Source organism: Ruegeria sp. HKCCD7251, from assembly GCF_013031165.1.
Classification (GTDB): Bacteria; Pseudomonadota; Alphaproteobacteria; order Rhodobacterales; family Rhodobacteraceae; genus Ruegeria.
In genome coordinates, this window is sequence record NZ_WPZC01000001.1 from 505,635 (window position 1) to 520,509 (window position 14,875).

Here is a 14,875-nt window from a genome sequence, read left to right on the forward strand (position 1 = left end):
CGACTCACCGCGGTTCGGTAAAAAAGTGTGAGGATTTTGAATTTTATTTTTGCTTAAATATTGATCGTTTACGCAAGGGGTGCGACAAAAAGTCAGAGAGTAGATCGCTCTTTGGCACGGAGGATTAAATGACGGCCACAAACGAACCCAGCTTTCGAGAGAGTGTTGATTTGATGTTCAACAGGGCGGCGTCCCTGATGGACCTCCCTCCGGGGCTAGAGGAAAAGATCCGGGTCTGTAACGCCACCTATACCGTGCGATTTGGTGTGCGGCTACGGGGCGATATTCACACGTTCACAGGGTACCGTTCTGTTCATTCAGAACATATGGAGCCGGTGAAGGGCGGTATCCGCTTTGCGTTGGCCGTGAACCAGGATGAGGTTGAAGCACTGGCGGCCCTGATGACCTATAAGTGCGCTTTGGTCGAAACACCCTTTGGCGGGTCCAAGGGGGGATTGTGCATTGATCCTCGGCAGTACGAGGAACACGAGTTGGAGCAGATCACGCGCCGGTTCGCGTATGAGCTGGCCAAGCGTGATCTCATCAACCCTTCGCAGAACGTCCCGGCGCCGGATATGGGCACGGGTGAGCGTGAGATGGCGTGGATGGCGGATCAATACGCCCGTATGAACACCACCGATATCAATGCGCGCGCCTGTGTGACTGGCAAACCCCTGAACGCTGGGGGGATCGCGGGGCGGGTCGAGGCCACGGGCCGGGGTATCCAGTATGCGCTGCGCGAATTTTTCCGGCATCCCGAGGACGTCCAAAAGGCAAACCTGTCAGGAAAGCTGGATGGGAAGCGCATTGTCGTACAAGGGCTGGGCAATGTGGGTTACCACGCCGCCAAGTTCCTGAGCGAGGAGGATGGCAGCCGTATTGTCGGTATCATCGAGTGGGACGGAGCACTTTATAACCCGGACGGAATTGATGTTGAATCGGTTCGACAGTGGATCGTCAAACACGGTGGCGTAAGCGACTATCCCGATGCGACCCATTCGGCAGACGGTGCGGCGGTTCTTGAGGCCGAGTGCGACATCCTGATTCCCGCCGCCTTGGAAGGTGTCATCAACCTGACCAATGCCGATCGCATCAAAGCCCCCCTGATCATCGAGGCTGCAAATGGTCCGGTGACTGCGGGCGCCGACGAGGTTCTACGCAAGAAAGGCACGGTTATCATCCCCGACATGTACGCCAATGCGGGCGGTGTGACCGTTTCTTATTTTGAGTGGGTAAAGAACCTCAGCCACATCCGGTTTGGTCGAATGCAGCGCCGGCAGGAAGAAGCCCGCCACGAGCTGATTGTAAGTGAGCTTGAGCGGTTGGATCGCTATCTGGGGGATGCCTGGTCAATGTCACCGGACTTTAAGTCCAAGTATTTGAAGGGCGCCGACGAATTGGAGCTTGTACGCTCGGGCCTGGATGACACGATGCGTATCGCCTACCAGTCCATGCGTGAAGTCTGGCACAACCGCGACGATGTCGAGGATCTGCGGACAGCAGCCTATATCGTGGCCGTGGACCGTGTGGCGAAAAGTTATCGCGCCAAAGGTCTCTGACGCATATGAAATCTGGGCGGTCGATTAAATGTTCGGCCGCCCTTATGTTTTCGGAAAGTACTCCGGGCAGGTGCAAATGGGCAATGGCGGGGATGCCCAGTGGCGGGTAAGCTGCCCAGAAGGAATCAAATCCGGGAGACAACCGTGTTGCGAATAGCAATGATTGCCTTTCTTGCGGCCACGCCTTTGGCTGCGCAGGAAGCCAAGAAACAAGACTGCCAATATCAGGCCGACGTCGTCGCAGCTATTCAGAAAGCGCGGCTTGATAAGGTGAAAGAGCGGGACGTGCCGGAGGCCGTTGCTGCATCAGCCCCGACTTGGCCGGATAATTACAATGCGGCAATTCCGCTGATCACACCGTGGGTCTATGAGCAAAAGATGCGCGATATCCGCAAAAAGGACCTTGCTGCCGCATGGCTGGAGCTGTGTTTGCAGCAATAATCCACAAGTTCAGTAATTCGCTGTGGACAAACGCGCGTCATCCCCTTGGCGCGCGTTTTCATTTCTGTCAGGTTTGACCCATGTCGTTGCCCCCCGGATTTCTTGATGAACTGCGCACACGCCTTAGCCTGTCTCAGGTCGTTGGGCGCAAGGTCATGTGGGATCAACGCAAGTCCAATCAGGGCAAGGGTGACATGTGGGCGCCGTGCCCGTTTCACCATGAAAAGACGGCCTCGTTCCATGTGGATGATCAAAAGGGGTTCTATTACTGCTTTGGTTGTCACGCCAAAGGCGACGCGATCAGCTTTGTGAAAGACACCGAGAATGTCTCGTTCATCGAAGCGGTTGAGATTCTGGCACGCGAGGCCGGGATGCCGATGCCACAGCGTGACCCCAAGGCGCAGGAAAAGCAGGACCGCCGTGCGCAACTGGCTGAGGTGATGGAGCAGGTTGTGCAGTTCTTCCGCCTGCAGCTTAAGACCGGTGCAGGAAGTGCTGCGCGCGACTATCTGACCGGCAGGGGGCTAGATGCGCAGGCGTTGGACCGGTGGGAGATCGGCTTTGCCCCCGATGGATGGCAGGCGTTGTGGGACCATTTGACGGGTAAGAACGTCACCGAGGACTTGATCCTTGGGGCAGGTCTGGCGAAGCCTTCGAACAAGGGCAAAAAGCCTTACGATACATTCCGCAATCGGATTATGTACCCGATCCGCGACCCGCGCGGGCGCTGCATCGCTTTTGGCGGCCGGGCGATGGACCCAAATGACAACGCCAAGTACCTGAACTCGCCCGAGACTGAGCTGTTCGACAAGGGGCGCAATCTCTATAACCACGGTCCCGCGCGGCAGGCTGCGGGTAAGGGGCAACCTCTGATCGTTGCCGAAGGGTATATGGACGTGATTGCGCTGGCCGAGGCTGGGTTCGGCGCGTCCGTTGCGCCTTTGGGCACGGCGATTACCGAACATCAGTTGCAATTGCTGTGGCGCATATCGGACGAGCCGATCATTGCACTGGATGGCGATACAGCCGGTCTGCGCGCCGCGATGCGCGCGGTTGATCTGGCGCTGCCGTTGCTTGAGGCTGGCAAATCCCTGCGCTTTGCCCTGATGCCCGAGGGCAAAGATCCTGATGACTTGCTGCGTGCCGAAGGGCCGGGGGCTGTGCAATCGGTGTTGGAGGGCGCAATCCCCATGGTCAAACTGCTGTGGCAGCGCGAAACCGAGGGTAAAGTGTTCGACAGCCCCGAGCGCAAGGCTGCGCTGGACAAGGTGCTGCGCGACAAGATCAAGCTGATCCGCGACCCGTCGATCCGGTCGCATTACGGGCAGGAAATCAAGGATTTGCGCTGGCAGCTATTCCGCCCACAGCGCCAGTCGCAGAATCGCCCTTGGCAACCGCGCGGCAAGTGGCAGCCCAAACCGGCGGCGACACCGGGTGCGCGCGCTTCTTTCCTTGCTTCGTCAGAGGGCGCGGAAATCCAACTGCGCGAAGGTGCGATCTTGGCGATCGCGGCGCTGAACCCGCAGGTCGTGGTGCAGTTTGAACATCAATTGGAAGAGATGGAGTGTCGTGACCCTGATTATGCCGCCCTGCGCGGCGCGATCTTGCGCCATGCTATTGATGATCCCGAAAACCTGAAAGACCACATTGCCGAAACTTTGGGGCCGGACGCCCTTGAAAACCTCCTGCGCCTTCGCCATGTCGCAGTGATCCCCTGTGTGTTCAAACCGGGCGACGTTGAAAAGGCCGAGATGACACTGGCCGAGGAACTCGCAAAAATCAAAGCTCTCAGGGGGTTGGACGCAGAGATTGCCGAAGCCGAGGAGGAACTGTCTGAACTGCCGGATGAGGCGCTGACATATCGGCTGGCTCAGGCCGCCGAAGAGCGAAACCGCACAAGCCGCAGTCAGAACGAAGACAGGGCGATTTTCGACGTGGCCGACAATGGCGCGCGAATCAACCGCGACGAGAAAGACGCGTTCGAGGCAATCATGTCCGGAATCAATTTTGAGCGAAAACGCCGGTAAAGTGGTGTTTTCGTAAGGCACTGGAAAAGAAAAACGGGTAAACGGGTGGCCGAATCACTTCTACGCGCTAATGATTCGGCTCAGACGAATCACCCATCCCTGCAGGAGCATTGAATGGCCGCCAAGGATACCAACGAAGACCGCAAATCCGACGAGCAGGAACAGGAAATCTCGCTGGACATGAGCCAGGCCCAGGTCAAGAAGATGATCGCTGAGGCCCGCGAGAAAGGCTACATCACCTACGACCAGCTTAATCAGGTGCTGCCGCCGGATCAGGTCAGTTCGGAACAGATCGAAGATGTAATGTCGATGCTGTCCGAGATGGGCATCAACATCATAGAAGATGAAGAGGCCGAAGAAGAAGAAAACAAAGGCTCGACCGAACTCACCACGACCGAAAGCAACCGCGAAGTTGCCCTGTCAGGGGCAGCAACCGAAAAGCTAGACCGCACCGACGATCCGGTGCGCATGTACCTTCGCGAGATGGGCTCGGTTGAACTGCTGAGCCGCGAGGGTGAGATCGCCATCGCCAAGCGGATCGAGGCCGGCCGCAACACGATGATCGCCGGTCTGTGCGAAAGTCCTCTGACCTTCCAGGCGATCACCATCTGGCATGACGAATTGCTGTCCGAAGACATTCTGCTGCGCGACGTCATTGATCTGGAGGCCACCTTCGGCAACCAGATGGACGAAGACGGCGATGTCGACGAACCGGTGGTCGATACCTCGAACGTGCAGGCTGCCAAGCCCGCGAAAGAGAATACCGGCCCCGAACTGGATGCCGACGGCAACCCGCTGAACAATGACGATGATGATGACGACGACGATCAGGCCAACATGTCGCTGGCCGCGATGGAAGCCGCGTTGAAAGATCAGGTTCTGACGACACTGGAGCGGATCTCGACCGACTTCTCGATGCTGTCTGAAATGCAGGACAGCCGGATTTCGGCCACCCTGAACGAAGACGGTTCGTTCAGCGAAAAGGACGAAGAAACCTATCAGAAACTGCGGGCCGAGATTGTTGAGCTGGTGAATGGTCTTCACCTGCATAACAACCGGATCGAAGCTCTGATCGACCAGCTTTATGGTATCAACCGTCGCGTCATGTCGCTGGACAGTGCGATGGTGAAACTGGCGGATCAGGCGCGGATCAACCGTCGGGAATTCATCGACGCCTATCGTGGCCGCGAGCTGGACCCGAACTGGCTGTCGGATATGGCCGAAAAACCGGGGCGGGGCTGGCAGATGTTCATCGAACGCTCGACCGCCAAGGTTGAAGAATTGCGCAACGATATGGCCCAAGTCGGGCAATACGTTGGTCTGGATATCCCGGAATTCCGCCGCATCGTGCAGCAGGTTCAGAAGGGCGAGAAAGAGGCGCGGCAGGCCAAGAAGGAAATGGTCGAAGCCAACCTGCGTCTGGTGATCTCGATTGCCAAAAAGTACACGAACCGTGGCCTGCAATTCCTTGACCTTATTCAGGAAGGTAACATCGGCCTGATGAAGGCGGTGGATAAGTTCGAATACCGTCGCGGCTATAAATTCTCGACCTATGCGACCTGGTGGATTCGTCAGGCGATCACGCGGAGCATCGCGGATCAGGCGCGCACCATCCGTATTCCGGTGCACATGATCGAAACGATCAACAAGCTGGTTCGGACCGGCCGCCAGATGCTGCACGAAATCGGCCGCGAGCCGACGCCGGAAGAATTGGCGGAAAAGCTGCAGATGCCGCTGGAGAAGGTTCGCAAGGTGATGAAAATCGCTAAAGAACCGATCTCTCTGGAAACGCCGATCGGCGACGAGGAAGACAGCCAGCTGGGCGATTTCATCGAGGACAAGAATGCCGTGCTGCCGCTGGACAGCGCCATTCAGGAAAACCTCAAGGAAACCACAACGCGCGTTCTGGCCTCGCTCACGCCGCGTGAGGAACGGGTTCTACGGATGCGTTTTGGCATCGGCATGAACACCGATCACACGCTGGAAGAGGTCGGCCAGCAGTTCAGCGTGACCCGCGAACGTATCCGTCAGATCGAAGCGAAAGCCCTGCGGAAACTGAAACATCCCAGCCGATCGCGCAAACTGCGGTCCTTCCTGGATCAGTGATCAAAAAAAGGCGCCTGACATCAGGCGCCTTTTTCTTTGGGCATTCGTCATAAACACGAAGTCTTGTTCAAACCTCAAATTGGCGAGAACTCACAAGTCATAAGGTCTCGGGGTTTCTATATCGCGCTTGTCCACTCATGGGACGGGCCGGGGCGAGGCGTTTGCGCCAATGACCCCCGGTCTCAGGCTTTGGTCGACACATCCAGCCTGCTTCGAAACGCACTGGGGGCTTGCCCTGTCCATCTTTTGAATGCGGTCGAAAACGCAGGTTGATCGGCATACCCCAACGAGAACGCAATCTCGGACAGAGGCATTCCGTTGGTGATAAAGGTCTGGGCCAAATCACATCTCAAGTCCTCGACGATTTCGCGATAGCTTGTGCCTTCTTCCTTGAGCCTACGGGCAAAGGTCCGGGTACTTAGCCCCAAATTTGCGGCGGCGTCTTCGGATTGAATGATCGCGCCGGGCAATGAGCGGGTGATCAGCCCTTCGACCTGAGCGCGCAGCTTTTGTTTCGGTTGCCGCTTTTCGGCGATGACACGGTCACCATATTCCAGCAGATGTTCGCGCAGTTTTGGGTCGTAGGTTGGAACCGGAAGATCCAGCGAAGACAGAGCCAGAACGATTTCCACCCTCTCAGCCCCAAACAACACGGGAAAACCCGCCAACCTTTGGTATTTGTTTCTGCTGCTCCCAACTTCGTGCTGAAAGCGAATTTCAATAGGAAAGAAGTTTGATTGCGTCAGGTCCCGCAGGCGGGCAAGACCCGCGAACAAAAGAAACTCGGTTCGCCGATGATAACGGGCATAACTTGCATCTTTCCATTCAGCCTCAATCGCGGCGAAATTTCCTGCAACCCTCAGGCTGAACATTAGGGCAGGGTCAATGAGACCGTGAAACCGGGACGCGTTTTCCAGTACCTGCTTCAGATCGCGGGAGTATTTACTGATATATGCCGTCAGGCTTGATGACGATTTGAACTGTAGGCCGGCCCTGGCCGCAAATGTAGCGTCAGCCAGCACATCGCAGGCGAACCGCACAAAAAGCGCCTCTTTTTGGGCGCTATAGGTTGCTGATGTCTGGTCGTCGCGAGTTAGGCCACTTTTTTCAAGAACCTGATCCACAATAGCCGGATCGTTCGCTTGATCTTCAAGCATTCTGGTCAACAATTGAAGGCGAGCAATATCAACGTCCATAATGTGATTTTAGCGCATACATTGTGATTTCCACCAGTTTACCTGCTGGGGTTCCCGTGTGAATTGTCTTTCAACTGACTGTAAATCGTAAAAGGTTGGCAGGATTCAGCAAGACCTGTGTTGGCGATCCATCTAATATCCGCGCGTTGTCGGGTCCGTACCTTTATGGGGATGAAGGTCAGAGCCCAGCCAAATTGTCGCGCAGACGACCAGAGGCTCCCCGACACGTGACCTGCCAATTATCCAGTGTACTTTGGCGCTTTCGGGGCGAAGCCCTGTAAAGAACGCGTGCAACTTGATACCATTCTAACGCGCGCTCACGTGAATTTTGGGCGCGCCTGAATTGATTGTGAACCGGTCTTGCTCGCTATGAATGTACACTATTTCAAAATTCACCTCGTAACAGGAAAGAGTATGATTATGAAAAAGTTTATCACCACGGCAGTGACCGCTGCGGTCTTGCTGAGCACACCAGCTTCTGCCTCAGCGGCGCGGAACGGATTTCAGACAGTTGCGCTGAACAACTCGGTTTTTGAAGTGATCCCGCGCTCACGCAGGGATGTTGATGGATATTGGTGCGCGGCTGCGGATTTTGCGCGTCGAACTCTGGGCGCTGGCTGGCAGGATCGCATCTATGTCGTGCGTGGCTATGGCCCCAGCGAGGCAACGGGCCGCCGTACAGCCGTCCAGTTCTCGACCCAACCGCCTGCGGGTGGGGTGCCCCAGCAAGGCAGTTTCATAACTTCGGGTTTCAACCCCGGCGAAAGCATGTCAGTTCAGGGTGCCAATGGGCGTTGTAATGTCCGTCCTTTCTTGAACTGAGGTTAAGTGAACCACTAAATGCAGACCGAGTTTATTATTTCGACGAAAGGGCCGGGGTTGTATGAATTCACCTTGGACCTGCGCAACTGGCTTAGCTCGGTCTCAGGTGACGGTTTGCTGACATTGTTTGTGCGGCACACGTCTTGTTCGCTTGTGATACAGGAAAACGCAGACCCCGAGGTTCAGACGGACCTAAAAGCCTTCTTTGAAAGGCTTGTACCGCCATCAGATCATCCGTCGATGTCCTACCTGCGTCATACCTACGAAGGGCCCGACGATATGCCCGCGCACATCAAGGCTGCTCTTTTACCGGTTTCCCTCAGCATTCCGGTAACGAACGGGCAGCCGATGCTGGGAACGTGGCAGGGCGTTTACCTGTTTGAGCATCGTGCGATGGCACACAATAGAAGGGTCGCTGCGCATTTTGCCTGAACCCTTTATCTTGCGGTGATAAATTCCGACTACCCAAACCCTAGCGGCTGCCCTATAGTTGTGGATAAGTAAGCCGTAGCGCTTACAAAAAGAGGTGGACAAAGGGACGAGGAGACGGCGGATGCGCTGCCCGTTTTGCGGAAATATCGACACTCAGGTCAAAGATTCACGTCCGGCTGAGGATCACGTTGCGATCCGCAGACGTCGCTTCTGCCCGGCGTGTGGCGGACGGTTCACGACGTATGAGCGTGTACAGTTGCGCGACTTGGTTGTAATCAAGACCAACGGCAAGCGCGAAGATTTCGATCGTGACAAGCTGGAACGTTCTATCCGCATTTCGATGCAGAAACGCCCGATTGAGCCGGATCGCATTGACCAGATGATCTCTGGCATTGTGCGCCGTCTGGAAAGCATGGGTGAAACCGATATCCCCTCAAGCAAGATCGGCGAGATCGTGATGGAGGCTCTGGCGCGGATTGACACGGTGGCTTATGTTCGCTTTGCCAGCGTGTACAAGAATTTCCAGGCGGCCGATGACTTTGAGGAGTTCGTCCACGAGTTGCGACCGCCGCAGCCTTCGTCAGACGAGTGATCGAAACAGATAAGCGATATATGGCGTTGGCCCTGTCCTTGGGTCAGCGCGGTCAAGGAACGTGTTGGCCAAATCCGGCTGTTGGTTGCGTTGTCGTGCGCGACGGTCGGATCGTTGGGCGTGGCTGGACGCAACCGGGCGGACGGCCCCACGCCGAAACCGAAGCTCTGAGGCAAGCCGGAGATGCAGCGCGCGGAGCGACAGCATATGTTTCGCTGGAGCCGTGCTCACATCATGGCAAGACGCCGCCCTGCGCCGAAGCCCTGATCGCGGCGGGTGTCTCACGCGTTGTTTCTGCGATTGAAGACAGCGATCCGCGCGTGGCCGGGCAGGGCTTTGCGATGCTTCGTGATGCGGGAATTGAGGTGACGACCGGGGTTCTTGCCGATCAAGCGGCGCGGGATCATGCGGGGTTCTTTTTGAAAACCGAACAGGGGCGGCCTTTTGTGACGCTCAAACTGGCCAGCAGTTTTGATGGCCGGATCGCGACCTCAAGCGGTCACAGCCAGTGGATAACCGGCCCCAAGGCAAGACGTGTGGTTCATGCGATGCGCGCCCGGCATGATGCGGTGATGGTCGGGGCAGGAACCGCGCGGGCAGATGACCCGTTGCTGAATGTCCGCGATCTTGGAATAGACAACCAGCCTGTCAGGGTCGTTGTCTCGCGCCATCTGGACATTCCGCTGATCGGTCAACTTGCCAGAACCGCCGCTCAAATTCCGCTGTGGCTGTGCCACGGCCCGTCGCCGGACCCCGAACGTGCACGTGCGTGGGAAGGGCTTGGCGCGACGCTGATCCCTTGCGCGTTGAATGATCACCAGATTGATGCCACGGACCTTTTGCAGCAGTTGGGGCAGGCCGGTCTGACCCGTGTCTTCTGCGAAGGAGGGTCTGCGCTTGCGGCGTCACTACTTGCCGAAGACCTTGTCGATGAGTTGGTCGGATTCAGTGCTGGCCTGACAATCGGTGCAGAAGGCTTGTCGGCAATTGGTTCACTGGGGCTAGAGACTTTGGACACCGCACCTCGGTTCGAATTGTTGGAGGTGCGGGCCGTTGGGCCGGATGTGCTGCACCGATGGACGCGATCTTTCCGCTAACCTCTGCGCCAGAAATGCGCGTGCGTGGCAAAAACGCCCTGTAGTTTGGACAGCAGTCGAACAGACGTGCCGCCTGTCGCCCCATAACCGTCCACCAAACGTTGTAGGGCGACTTCAACGGGGCAGGGTTGGTCGGTGACGGGGTCCAGATAGCGCGGATAATCTATCAAAGACGCGTGCACCAAACCCAACAATGATGGGCGCGCTCCGCGTCTCGCAGGAACGGACCCCAGATCTTGGGTCAGTCCCCAACCGGCATAGAAAGGTCCGCCAAGCGTCGTAACGCTGACATCGCGCAAAAGCGCCTCGAAGCCCAGCAGCGACGTCATGGTCCAGACTTCTTGCACTTTGGTAAGCAAAAGTGCGGGGTCGGAGTTCACTGCAACGACGTCAGCAAGTCCTGCCGTGTCAATCTCGCCTTCGCGCAGCTTAGCTTCGACATCCGGGTGAGGCTTGTAGATGATTACGGCGTCTGGGTTCGCCTCGCGCGTCGTTCGCAATAGTTCAAGATTTGTCCGCACGTTGTTGGTGCCCAAAAGGATTGACGCATCATCCTCTACCTGACCGGGGACGAGTATCCGGTGACCCTCGGGCAGTTTCGGGCATGACCCACCCGTATTGTACTTGCTGAGGTTCGCAGACGCGATGCGCGAGATAAGCTTTTCTGCTCGGATTTGCTGATCGGGACGCAGGGTTTCCCGCCGGGCGATCCTCTCCTCAAGCTGGCTCGGACGGGTAGGGTCGTAGTAGATTCCGATGTCGTCGGTTGCCAGAGACAGGGGTGGCACAAGACGCGCGCCAAGCCCTCGGGACCGGAGAAATCCATCTTCGACCCGCGTGACATGCCCGGCATCGCGTGCGTGATTGCCCCACACCATGTGCGGCCGGTCCGGATTTTCAGGAATCTCGGTCGTGAACCGCATTTTCTTTTCGCGCCCGAACATCTGTTGCAGGTGTTTGCGCTTCCACAGCCGCATACCCGAGGCTGTCCAACCTTTGTGATCCTGCCGCCAAGCGCGCGTTTGCGCCTCAAGAATGTCGAGAACCGTTTCCAACTCGCACAATTGATCCTGAAACGGATCATACCACTTCGGGTACAGAACCATCGCAGCCGCAAACAACTGCGCGCGGGTCAAGGTGCGCTGCCTGCGGGGAAAAAAATGTTCGTCCTGCGTCAATCCCCAACCGGCATAGAACGGCTCGCCACAAATGCGGGGTTTGTGCCCGGCGAGGATGGCTTCGAACCCCAATTGGGACGACAGGGTATAAACGCCGACGGCACCTTCCAGCAGCGTCCAGGGGCTGAGTGGTGCGTCAAAGATAGTGACCCGGTCGGACAAGTCCTGTTCAGAATAATACCCGGCGCGATGCCCTTTGATCGTTTCAGGGTGGGCCTTAATCAAAACGCGTGCGCCCGGATTCTCTTCCTGCGCCATGACAAGCATCTCACGGAACCGGGCAGCGTCGCCTTTGCTGGCGGTGACGGATGCGTCGTCGCGCGCCTGATCCACGACCAAAACATATCCGGGGTCGGGTGGCGAAAGGGCCGTATCAAACGCGGAATACTTGCTGATGTGGAGCTCTTTCATACGGGCGATCCCGCCGCGCGCCCTGTTCAGCAGGGCGGTATCGTCCAGCGGGTGCGTGCTCAGAAGCGTTTCAATATCCGACGGTTGGGCCGGATCGAAGTGCAACCCGGTTCGATCCAGCAGCAGGCCCAGCGGCGCCTCGCCACTTCGGCCGGGATGTAGCGAGCGTATGAAGGCATCCTCGACCCTGAGAAGGGGCGCGTTATGCTTCTCGGCTATGTTTAGGCCGCGATGGGCCGTTGGGCTGTTGCCCCAAATGCCGACAACATCTCCCTCCTTGGGAAGGCCTAGTCGGATGTCATACCTGGCAAGCTTCAGAATTCGGCGTATACGTCGCCCGGTCAGAAAACCGCCATTGTACACAAACAATCGGGTGCGATCCGCCCCGGCCGACGCTTGGGAATACATCAGCCGCCCGTAAGAGTGGCGACGTTTGCGAAGGGTGTCAGCCCGCCCGCGATGAGGGAAATTGACTTACTCCACTGTGAGTAGGGCGCCTCGGTCACATAGATCGTGTCGTCGTCGCGAATGACAAAGTCTCTGGCCACGAAAAGCCCGTTCGGGGCAGTCAGATTCAGCAGGTAGATCATACGTTGATCCCCCTGCAAATCCGCACGCCCCATAACTGTGCGAGCGATGTCCTGTCGCTCTCGCCGCAGAACGAAAATGCCTGTTGGGTCCGAAGACAAGGATTGCAAACCGCCAACCTGAGCAAGCGCTTCAAGTGCGGACAGGTCCTGACTGTCAAAGGCAACACGCGACTGTCCACCAGTGGCGCCCAATGCGATATATGACCGCGCGTCAGCCTCAACCAGAATTCGGTCGCCGCCGCGTAAGGCCACATCCATCCGAGGGTTGCTAAACAGGTCCTCGTACCACACCGTGCCCCGTTCGTTGCCGCGAATAAGCGTCACCAGTGCAATATCCGACCCGACAGCAACACCACCAGCTTGGGACAGCATGCCCGTCAGAGTGCGCGTCGGACGTTCAATTGGGTAGATGCCCGGCGCCCCGATAGTGCCTGTCAGTGAAACGGTTGATCCATCACCCGCGATACGGCGCACTTCGACCTGCGGGTCGGGCGTTTGATCCTTGAGCTCTTGGGTGATCTGCATGCGCAACTGTTCCGGGGTGTTCCCGGCTGCACGGACGCGCCCCGCGTAGGGCACAAAGATATACCCGTCGCTGTCTACCTGAACCTCGTTCAGCGCAGTTGCGGCCCCGGCTGGCCCCGTCAACAGGCCGTCATCGACGTTTTCCCATACGGTCAGTCCCAACACGTCACCCGGTCGCACTGTGTCGGCGGCCAAGCTCTGCGCGCTTTGAAACGAGGTGGGAAAGCCAAATTGTGGAATCGCGGACGTGGCCTGCGCGACACGATCATCGACTTCTACAACGAAGGCGTTGCCACCGTTTTCGACGGACCCGGCCAGAATCTGGTTCTTGCTGGGGCCGGACTTTGGAAGTTGACACGCCGCCAGAAGGCCAAGCGCGGCCACAAGGGAAACCCCCCGTATCCATTGGATTGGAAAGCTCTGCACTGCCGAATATCCTCAGTCTTTTTTGTTTGCGTTACGCTATCTGTTTCTTCTCGCAACTTCCAGCATCAACCTGTTCGTTTCCTTCCACTATTCTTAACTGTGGCGTCTGAGTCTCTGTCACATCAAGGACCGAATGGTAAGGATCGTGCGGGCTGAGCATCATGTCCGCGACGCGGCGCAGCAACTGGCGTCGACCGTGTCTGGAATAGAATCCGCCCGGCACCTGGCAGGTTTTCAAAAGAAAGTCCCGATATACCTGATAGGCGTCGTGGTCGGGCGGATCAGGGCGCGCAAAGAACTCTGCAATAGGCTGTTCTGACACGAAATCCGGTTTGTCATAGACCGATGTGCCGAAGGTGCGAATAGGGATGCCACGCCACAAAACTTGCTGACCTGCTGTCGAGTTGATCGTAACTGCGGAATTCGCATCATCCAGCAGTTTCGCCAATTTTCCGCCCGGAACATAATGGACCCGATCCGCGATCCCGTATTTCTTGGCAAAAAAGCGGGTTTTGCGTCGTAAGGGTTCGCGATGGTTTTCCAGCGGATGCTCTTTTACGACAAGCTGGTGATGCCGGGGTGCGCCTTCTGCAAAACCTTGGATTGCATGTTCGAGAAAGTCGGACATGCAGGTGTAATCCGAATGAGTCTGAACCGAACTGTCATGCCCCAACTGAAGCAGGACCAGATGATACGGCAATCCACTTCTGCGTGCTCGCGCCGTGGCCCATCGCCGCTGAACCCTGTGAAACGGCATTAGCATCAACCGTTTAAAGTACAAGCGGAATTCTTTTGAGACCGGCAGCTCTCGGTGCCGTCGGAAGTTGTTGTAACGATGGTTCAGAAACAAAAGGAACCAATGGTAGAGCGCGCCATAGAAAATGTGCTGCCGCATATCACCCCAATGCGACGGAGGCGGCGGCTTCGGCGCGTCAGAGCGATCCAGCGCCCGCTCCATCTGCCTGACATTCAGTGTCATCAGACGCGAATTGCCGTTGGAACCCGACCGCTCATAAGTGATCCACCATGGGCGAAGATATCCCTCTTCGAACACATGCACGGTGATGCCGCGGGTGCGCGCGATTTCGACCGCTTGGGCGTGGACGGGCCGGGTGTCTCCGTACAACACGATATCGGTGACGCTCAGGGTTTCGACGAAGTTGCAAAACCGCTCAGGCCATGTGTCGGCAGGGTCGGGGAAGGGAACGAAGCTGCTCCGGTCGAACCAGAACACCTCATCCCCGGCATTGAAACCCACGCGCCAGACCTTGGCCCCGGTTCCGCGCAGCGCGCGACCCAGAGCGCTGAAAAACGGCCCATGTGGCCCCTGTAGGAACAGGAACACGCGGCCATCGGCGCCGGAATTGAGTGGTGGCATTGGTACTGCTCGTTTCATTTTGGTGCGGAAATTATGCCTATTTGTGTCTATCACGGCAAGGCGGGGCTTGCCCCTACAGTCGGTTACGCTTACCT

At 57.2% G+C, this 14,875-nt stretch carries 12 protein-coding genes; 8 read left to right on the forward strand and 4 right to left on the reverse strand.

Features of this window, described 5'->3' with window-relative positions:
* The first annotated feature begins 128 nt into the window (after positions 1–128).
* The 4 genes from GOX75_RS02470 to rpoD all read left to right on the forward strand — a co-directional run bounded on the left by GOX75_RS02470 (position 129) and on the right by rpoD (position 6,133).
* Positions 129–1,559 carry a Glu/Leu/Phe/Val dehydrogenase gene (locus GOX75_RS02470; RefSeq protein ID WP_171120973.1) on the forward strand — a complete coding sequence of 477 codons (1,431 nt, stop codon included), beginning with the start codon at positions 129–131 and terminating at the stop codon, positions 1,557–1,559.
* A gap of 144 nt (positions 1,560–1,703) precedes the next feature.
* On the forward strand, positions 1,704–2,000 hold the full coding sequence (locus tag GOX75_RS02475) for a hypothetical protein (RefSeq protein ID WP_171120975.1): 297 nt from the start codon (positions 1,704–1,706) through the stop codon (positions 1,998–2,000).
* A gap of 80 nt (positions 2,001–2,080) precedes the next feature.
* On the forward strand, positions 2,081–4,027 hold the full coding sequence (gene dnaG, locus GOX75_RS02480) for a DNA primase (protein WP_171120977.1): 1,947 nt from the start codon (positions 2,081–2,083) through the stop codon (positions 4,025–4,027).
* Positions 4,028–4,141: 114 nt separating this feature from the next.
* Positions 4,142–6,133, forward strand: a complete 1,992-nt coding sequence (rpoD, locus tag GOX75_RS02485) for an RNA polymerase sigma factor RpoD (protein ID WP_171120979.1) — start codon at positions 4,142–4,144, stop codon at positions 6,131–6,133.
* A 182-nt stretch (positions 6,134–6,315) separates the two neighbouring features.
* Here rpoD and GOX75_RS02490 read toward each other — a convergent pair whose 3' ends face one another.
* On the reverse strand, positions 6,316–7,290 hold the full coding sequence (locus GOX75_RS02490) for an AraC family transcriptional regulator (protein ID WP_254428676.1): 975 nt from the start codon (positions 7,288–7,290) through the stop codon (positions 6,316–6,318).
* A gap of 459 nt (positions 7,291–7,749) precedes the next feature.
* Between GOX75_RS02490 and GOX75_RS02495 the strand changes: the two genes are divergently transcribed.
* The 4 genes from GOX75_RS02495 (at position 7,750) to ribD (ending at position 10,272) form a co-directional block, all read left to right on the forward strand.
* Complete coding sequence (locus GOX75_RS02495; protein WP_171120983.1) at positions 7,750–8,151, forward strand: hypothetical protein; 402 nt, start codon at positions 7,750–7,752, stop codon at positions 8,149–8,151.
* 18 nt (positions 8,152–8,169) lie between these two features.
* A complete protein-coding gene (locus GOX75_RS02500; protein WP_171120985.1) occupies positions 8,170–8,583 on the forward strand; it encodes a secondary thiamine-phosphate synthase enzyme YjbQ in 414 nt (137 codons plus the stop codon).
* A 121-nt stretch (positions 8,584–8,704) separates the two neighbouring features.
* The gene (gene nrdR / locus GOX75_RS02505) at positions 8,705–9,175 is read left to right on the forward strand and encodes a transcriptional regulator NrdR (RefSeq protein WP_171120987.1); all 471 of its coding nucleotides are present in this window, start codon (positions 8,705–8,707) and stop codon (positions 9,173–9,175) included.
* Complete coding sequence (gene ribD / locus GOX75_RS02510; protein ID WP_371808136.1) at positions 9,175–10,272, forward strand: bifunctional diaminohydroxyphosphoribosylaminopyrimidine deaminase/5-amino-6-(5-phosphoribosylamino)uracil reductase RibD; 1,098 nt, start codon at positions 9,175–9,177, stop codon at positions 10,270–10,272. The genes nrdR and ribD overlap by 1 nt, the downstream gene beginning before the upstream one ends.
* Here ribD and GOX75_RS02515 read toward each other — a convergent pair.
* Genes GOX75_RS02515 through GOX75_RS02525 form a run of 3 tightly spaced genes read right to left on the reverse strand, consistent with a single transcriptional unit; the run spans position 10,269 to position 14,780 of the window.
* On the reverse strand, positions 10,269–12,269 hold the full coding sequence (locus tag GOX75_RS02515; protein ID WP_171120990.1) for a capsular polysaccharide biosynthesis protein: 2,001 nt from the start codon (positions 12,267–12,269) through the stop codon (positions 10,269–10,271). The genes ribD and GOX75_RS02515 overlap by 4 nt on opposite strands.
* A complete protein-coding gene (locus tag GOX75_RS02520) occupies positions 12,269–13,402 on the reverse strand; it encodes a polysaccharide biosynthesis/export family protein (protein WP_171120992.1) in 1,134 nt (377 codons plus the stop codon). The genes GOX75_RS02515 and GOX75_RS02520 overlap by 1 nt, the downstream gene beginning before the upstream one ends.
* A gap of 31 nt (positions 13,403–13,433) precedes the next feature.
* On the reverse strand, positions 13,434–14,780 hold the full coding sequence (locus tag GOX75_RS02525; RefSeq protein WP_171120994.1) for a capsule biosynthesis protein: 1,347 nt from the start codon (positions 14,778–14,780) through the stop codon (positions 13,434–13,436).
* Positions 14,781–14,875: the final 95 nt, after the last annotated feature.

Excerpts from the sequence above, each read along its gene's own strand:
- GOX75_RS02495 (WP_171120983.1), top strand. The coding sequence starts at position 7,750 with ATGAAAAAGTTTATCACCACGGCAGTGACCGCTGCGGTCTTGCTGAGC.
- dnaG (WP_171120977.1), top strand. The coding sequence starts at position 2,081 with ATGTCGTTGCCCCCCGGATTTCTTGATGAACTGCGCACACGCCTTAGC.
- nrdR (WP_171120987.1), top strand. The coding sequence starts at position 8,705 with ATGCGCTGCCCGTTTTGCGGAAATATCGACACTCAGGTCAAAGATTCA.
- GOX75_RS02525 (WP_171120994.1), bottom strand. The coding sequence starts at position 14,780 with ATGCCACCACTCAATTCCGGCGCCGATGGCCGCGTGTTCCTGTTCCTA.
- rpoD (WP_171120979.1), top strand. The coding sequence starts at position 4,142 with ATGGCCGCCAAGGATACCAACGAAGACCGCAAATCCGACGAGCAGGAA.
- GOX75_RS02500 (WP_171120985.1), top strand. The coding sequence starts at position 8,170 with ATGCAGACCGAGTTTATTATTTCGACGAAAGGGCCGGGGTTGTATGAA.
- GOX75_RS02470 (WP_171120973.1), top strand. The coding sequence starts at position 129 with ATGACGGCCACAAACGAACCCAGCTTTCGAGAGAGTGTTGATTTGATG.
- GOX75_RS02515 (WP_171120990.1), bottom strand. The coding sequence starts at position 12,269 with ATGTATTCCCAAGCGTCGGCCGGGGCGGATCGCACCCGATTGTTTGTG.
- GOX75_RS02490 (WP_254428676.1), bottom strand. The coding sequence starts at position 7,290 with ATGCTTGAAGATCAAGCGAACGATCCGGCTATTGTGGATCAGGTTCTT.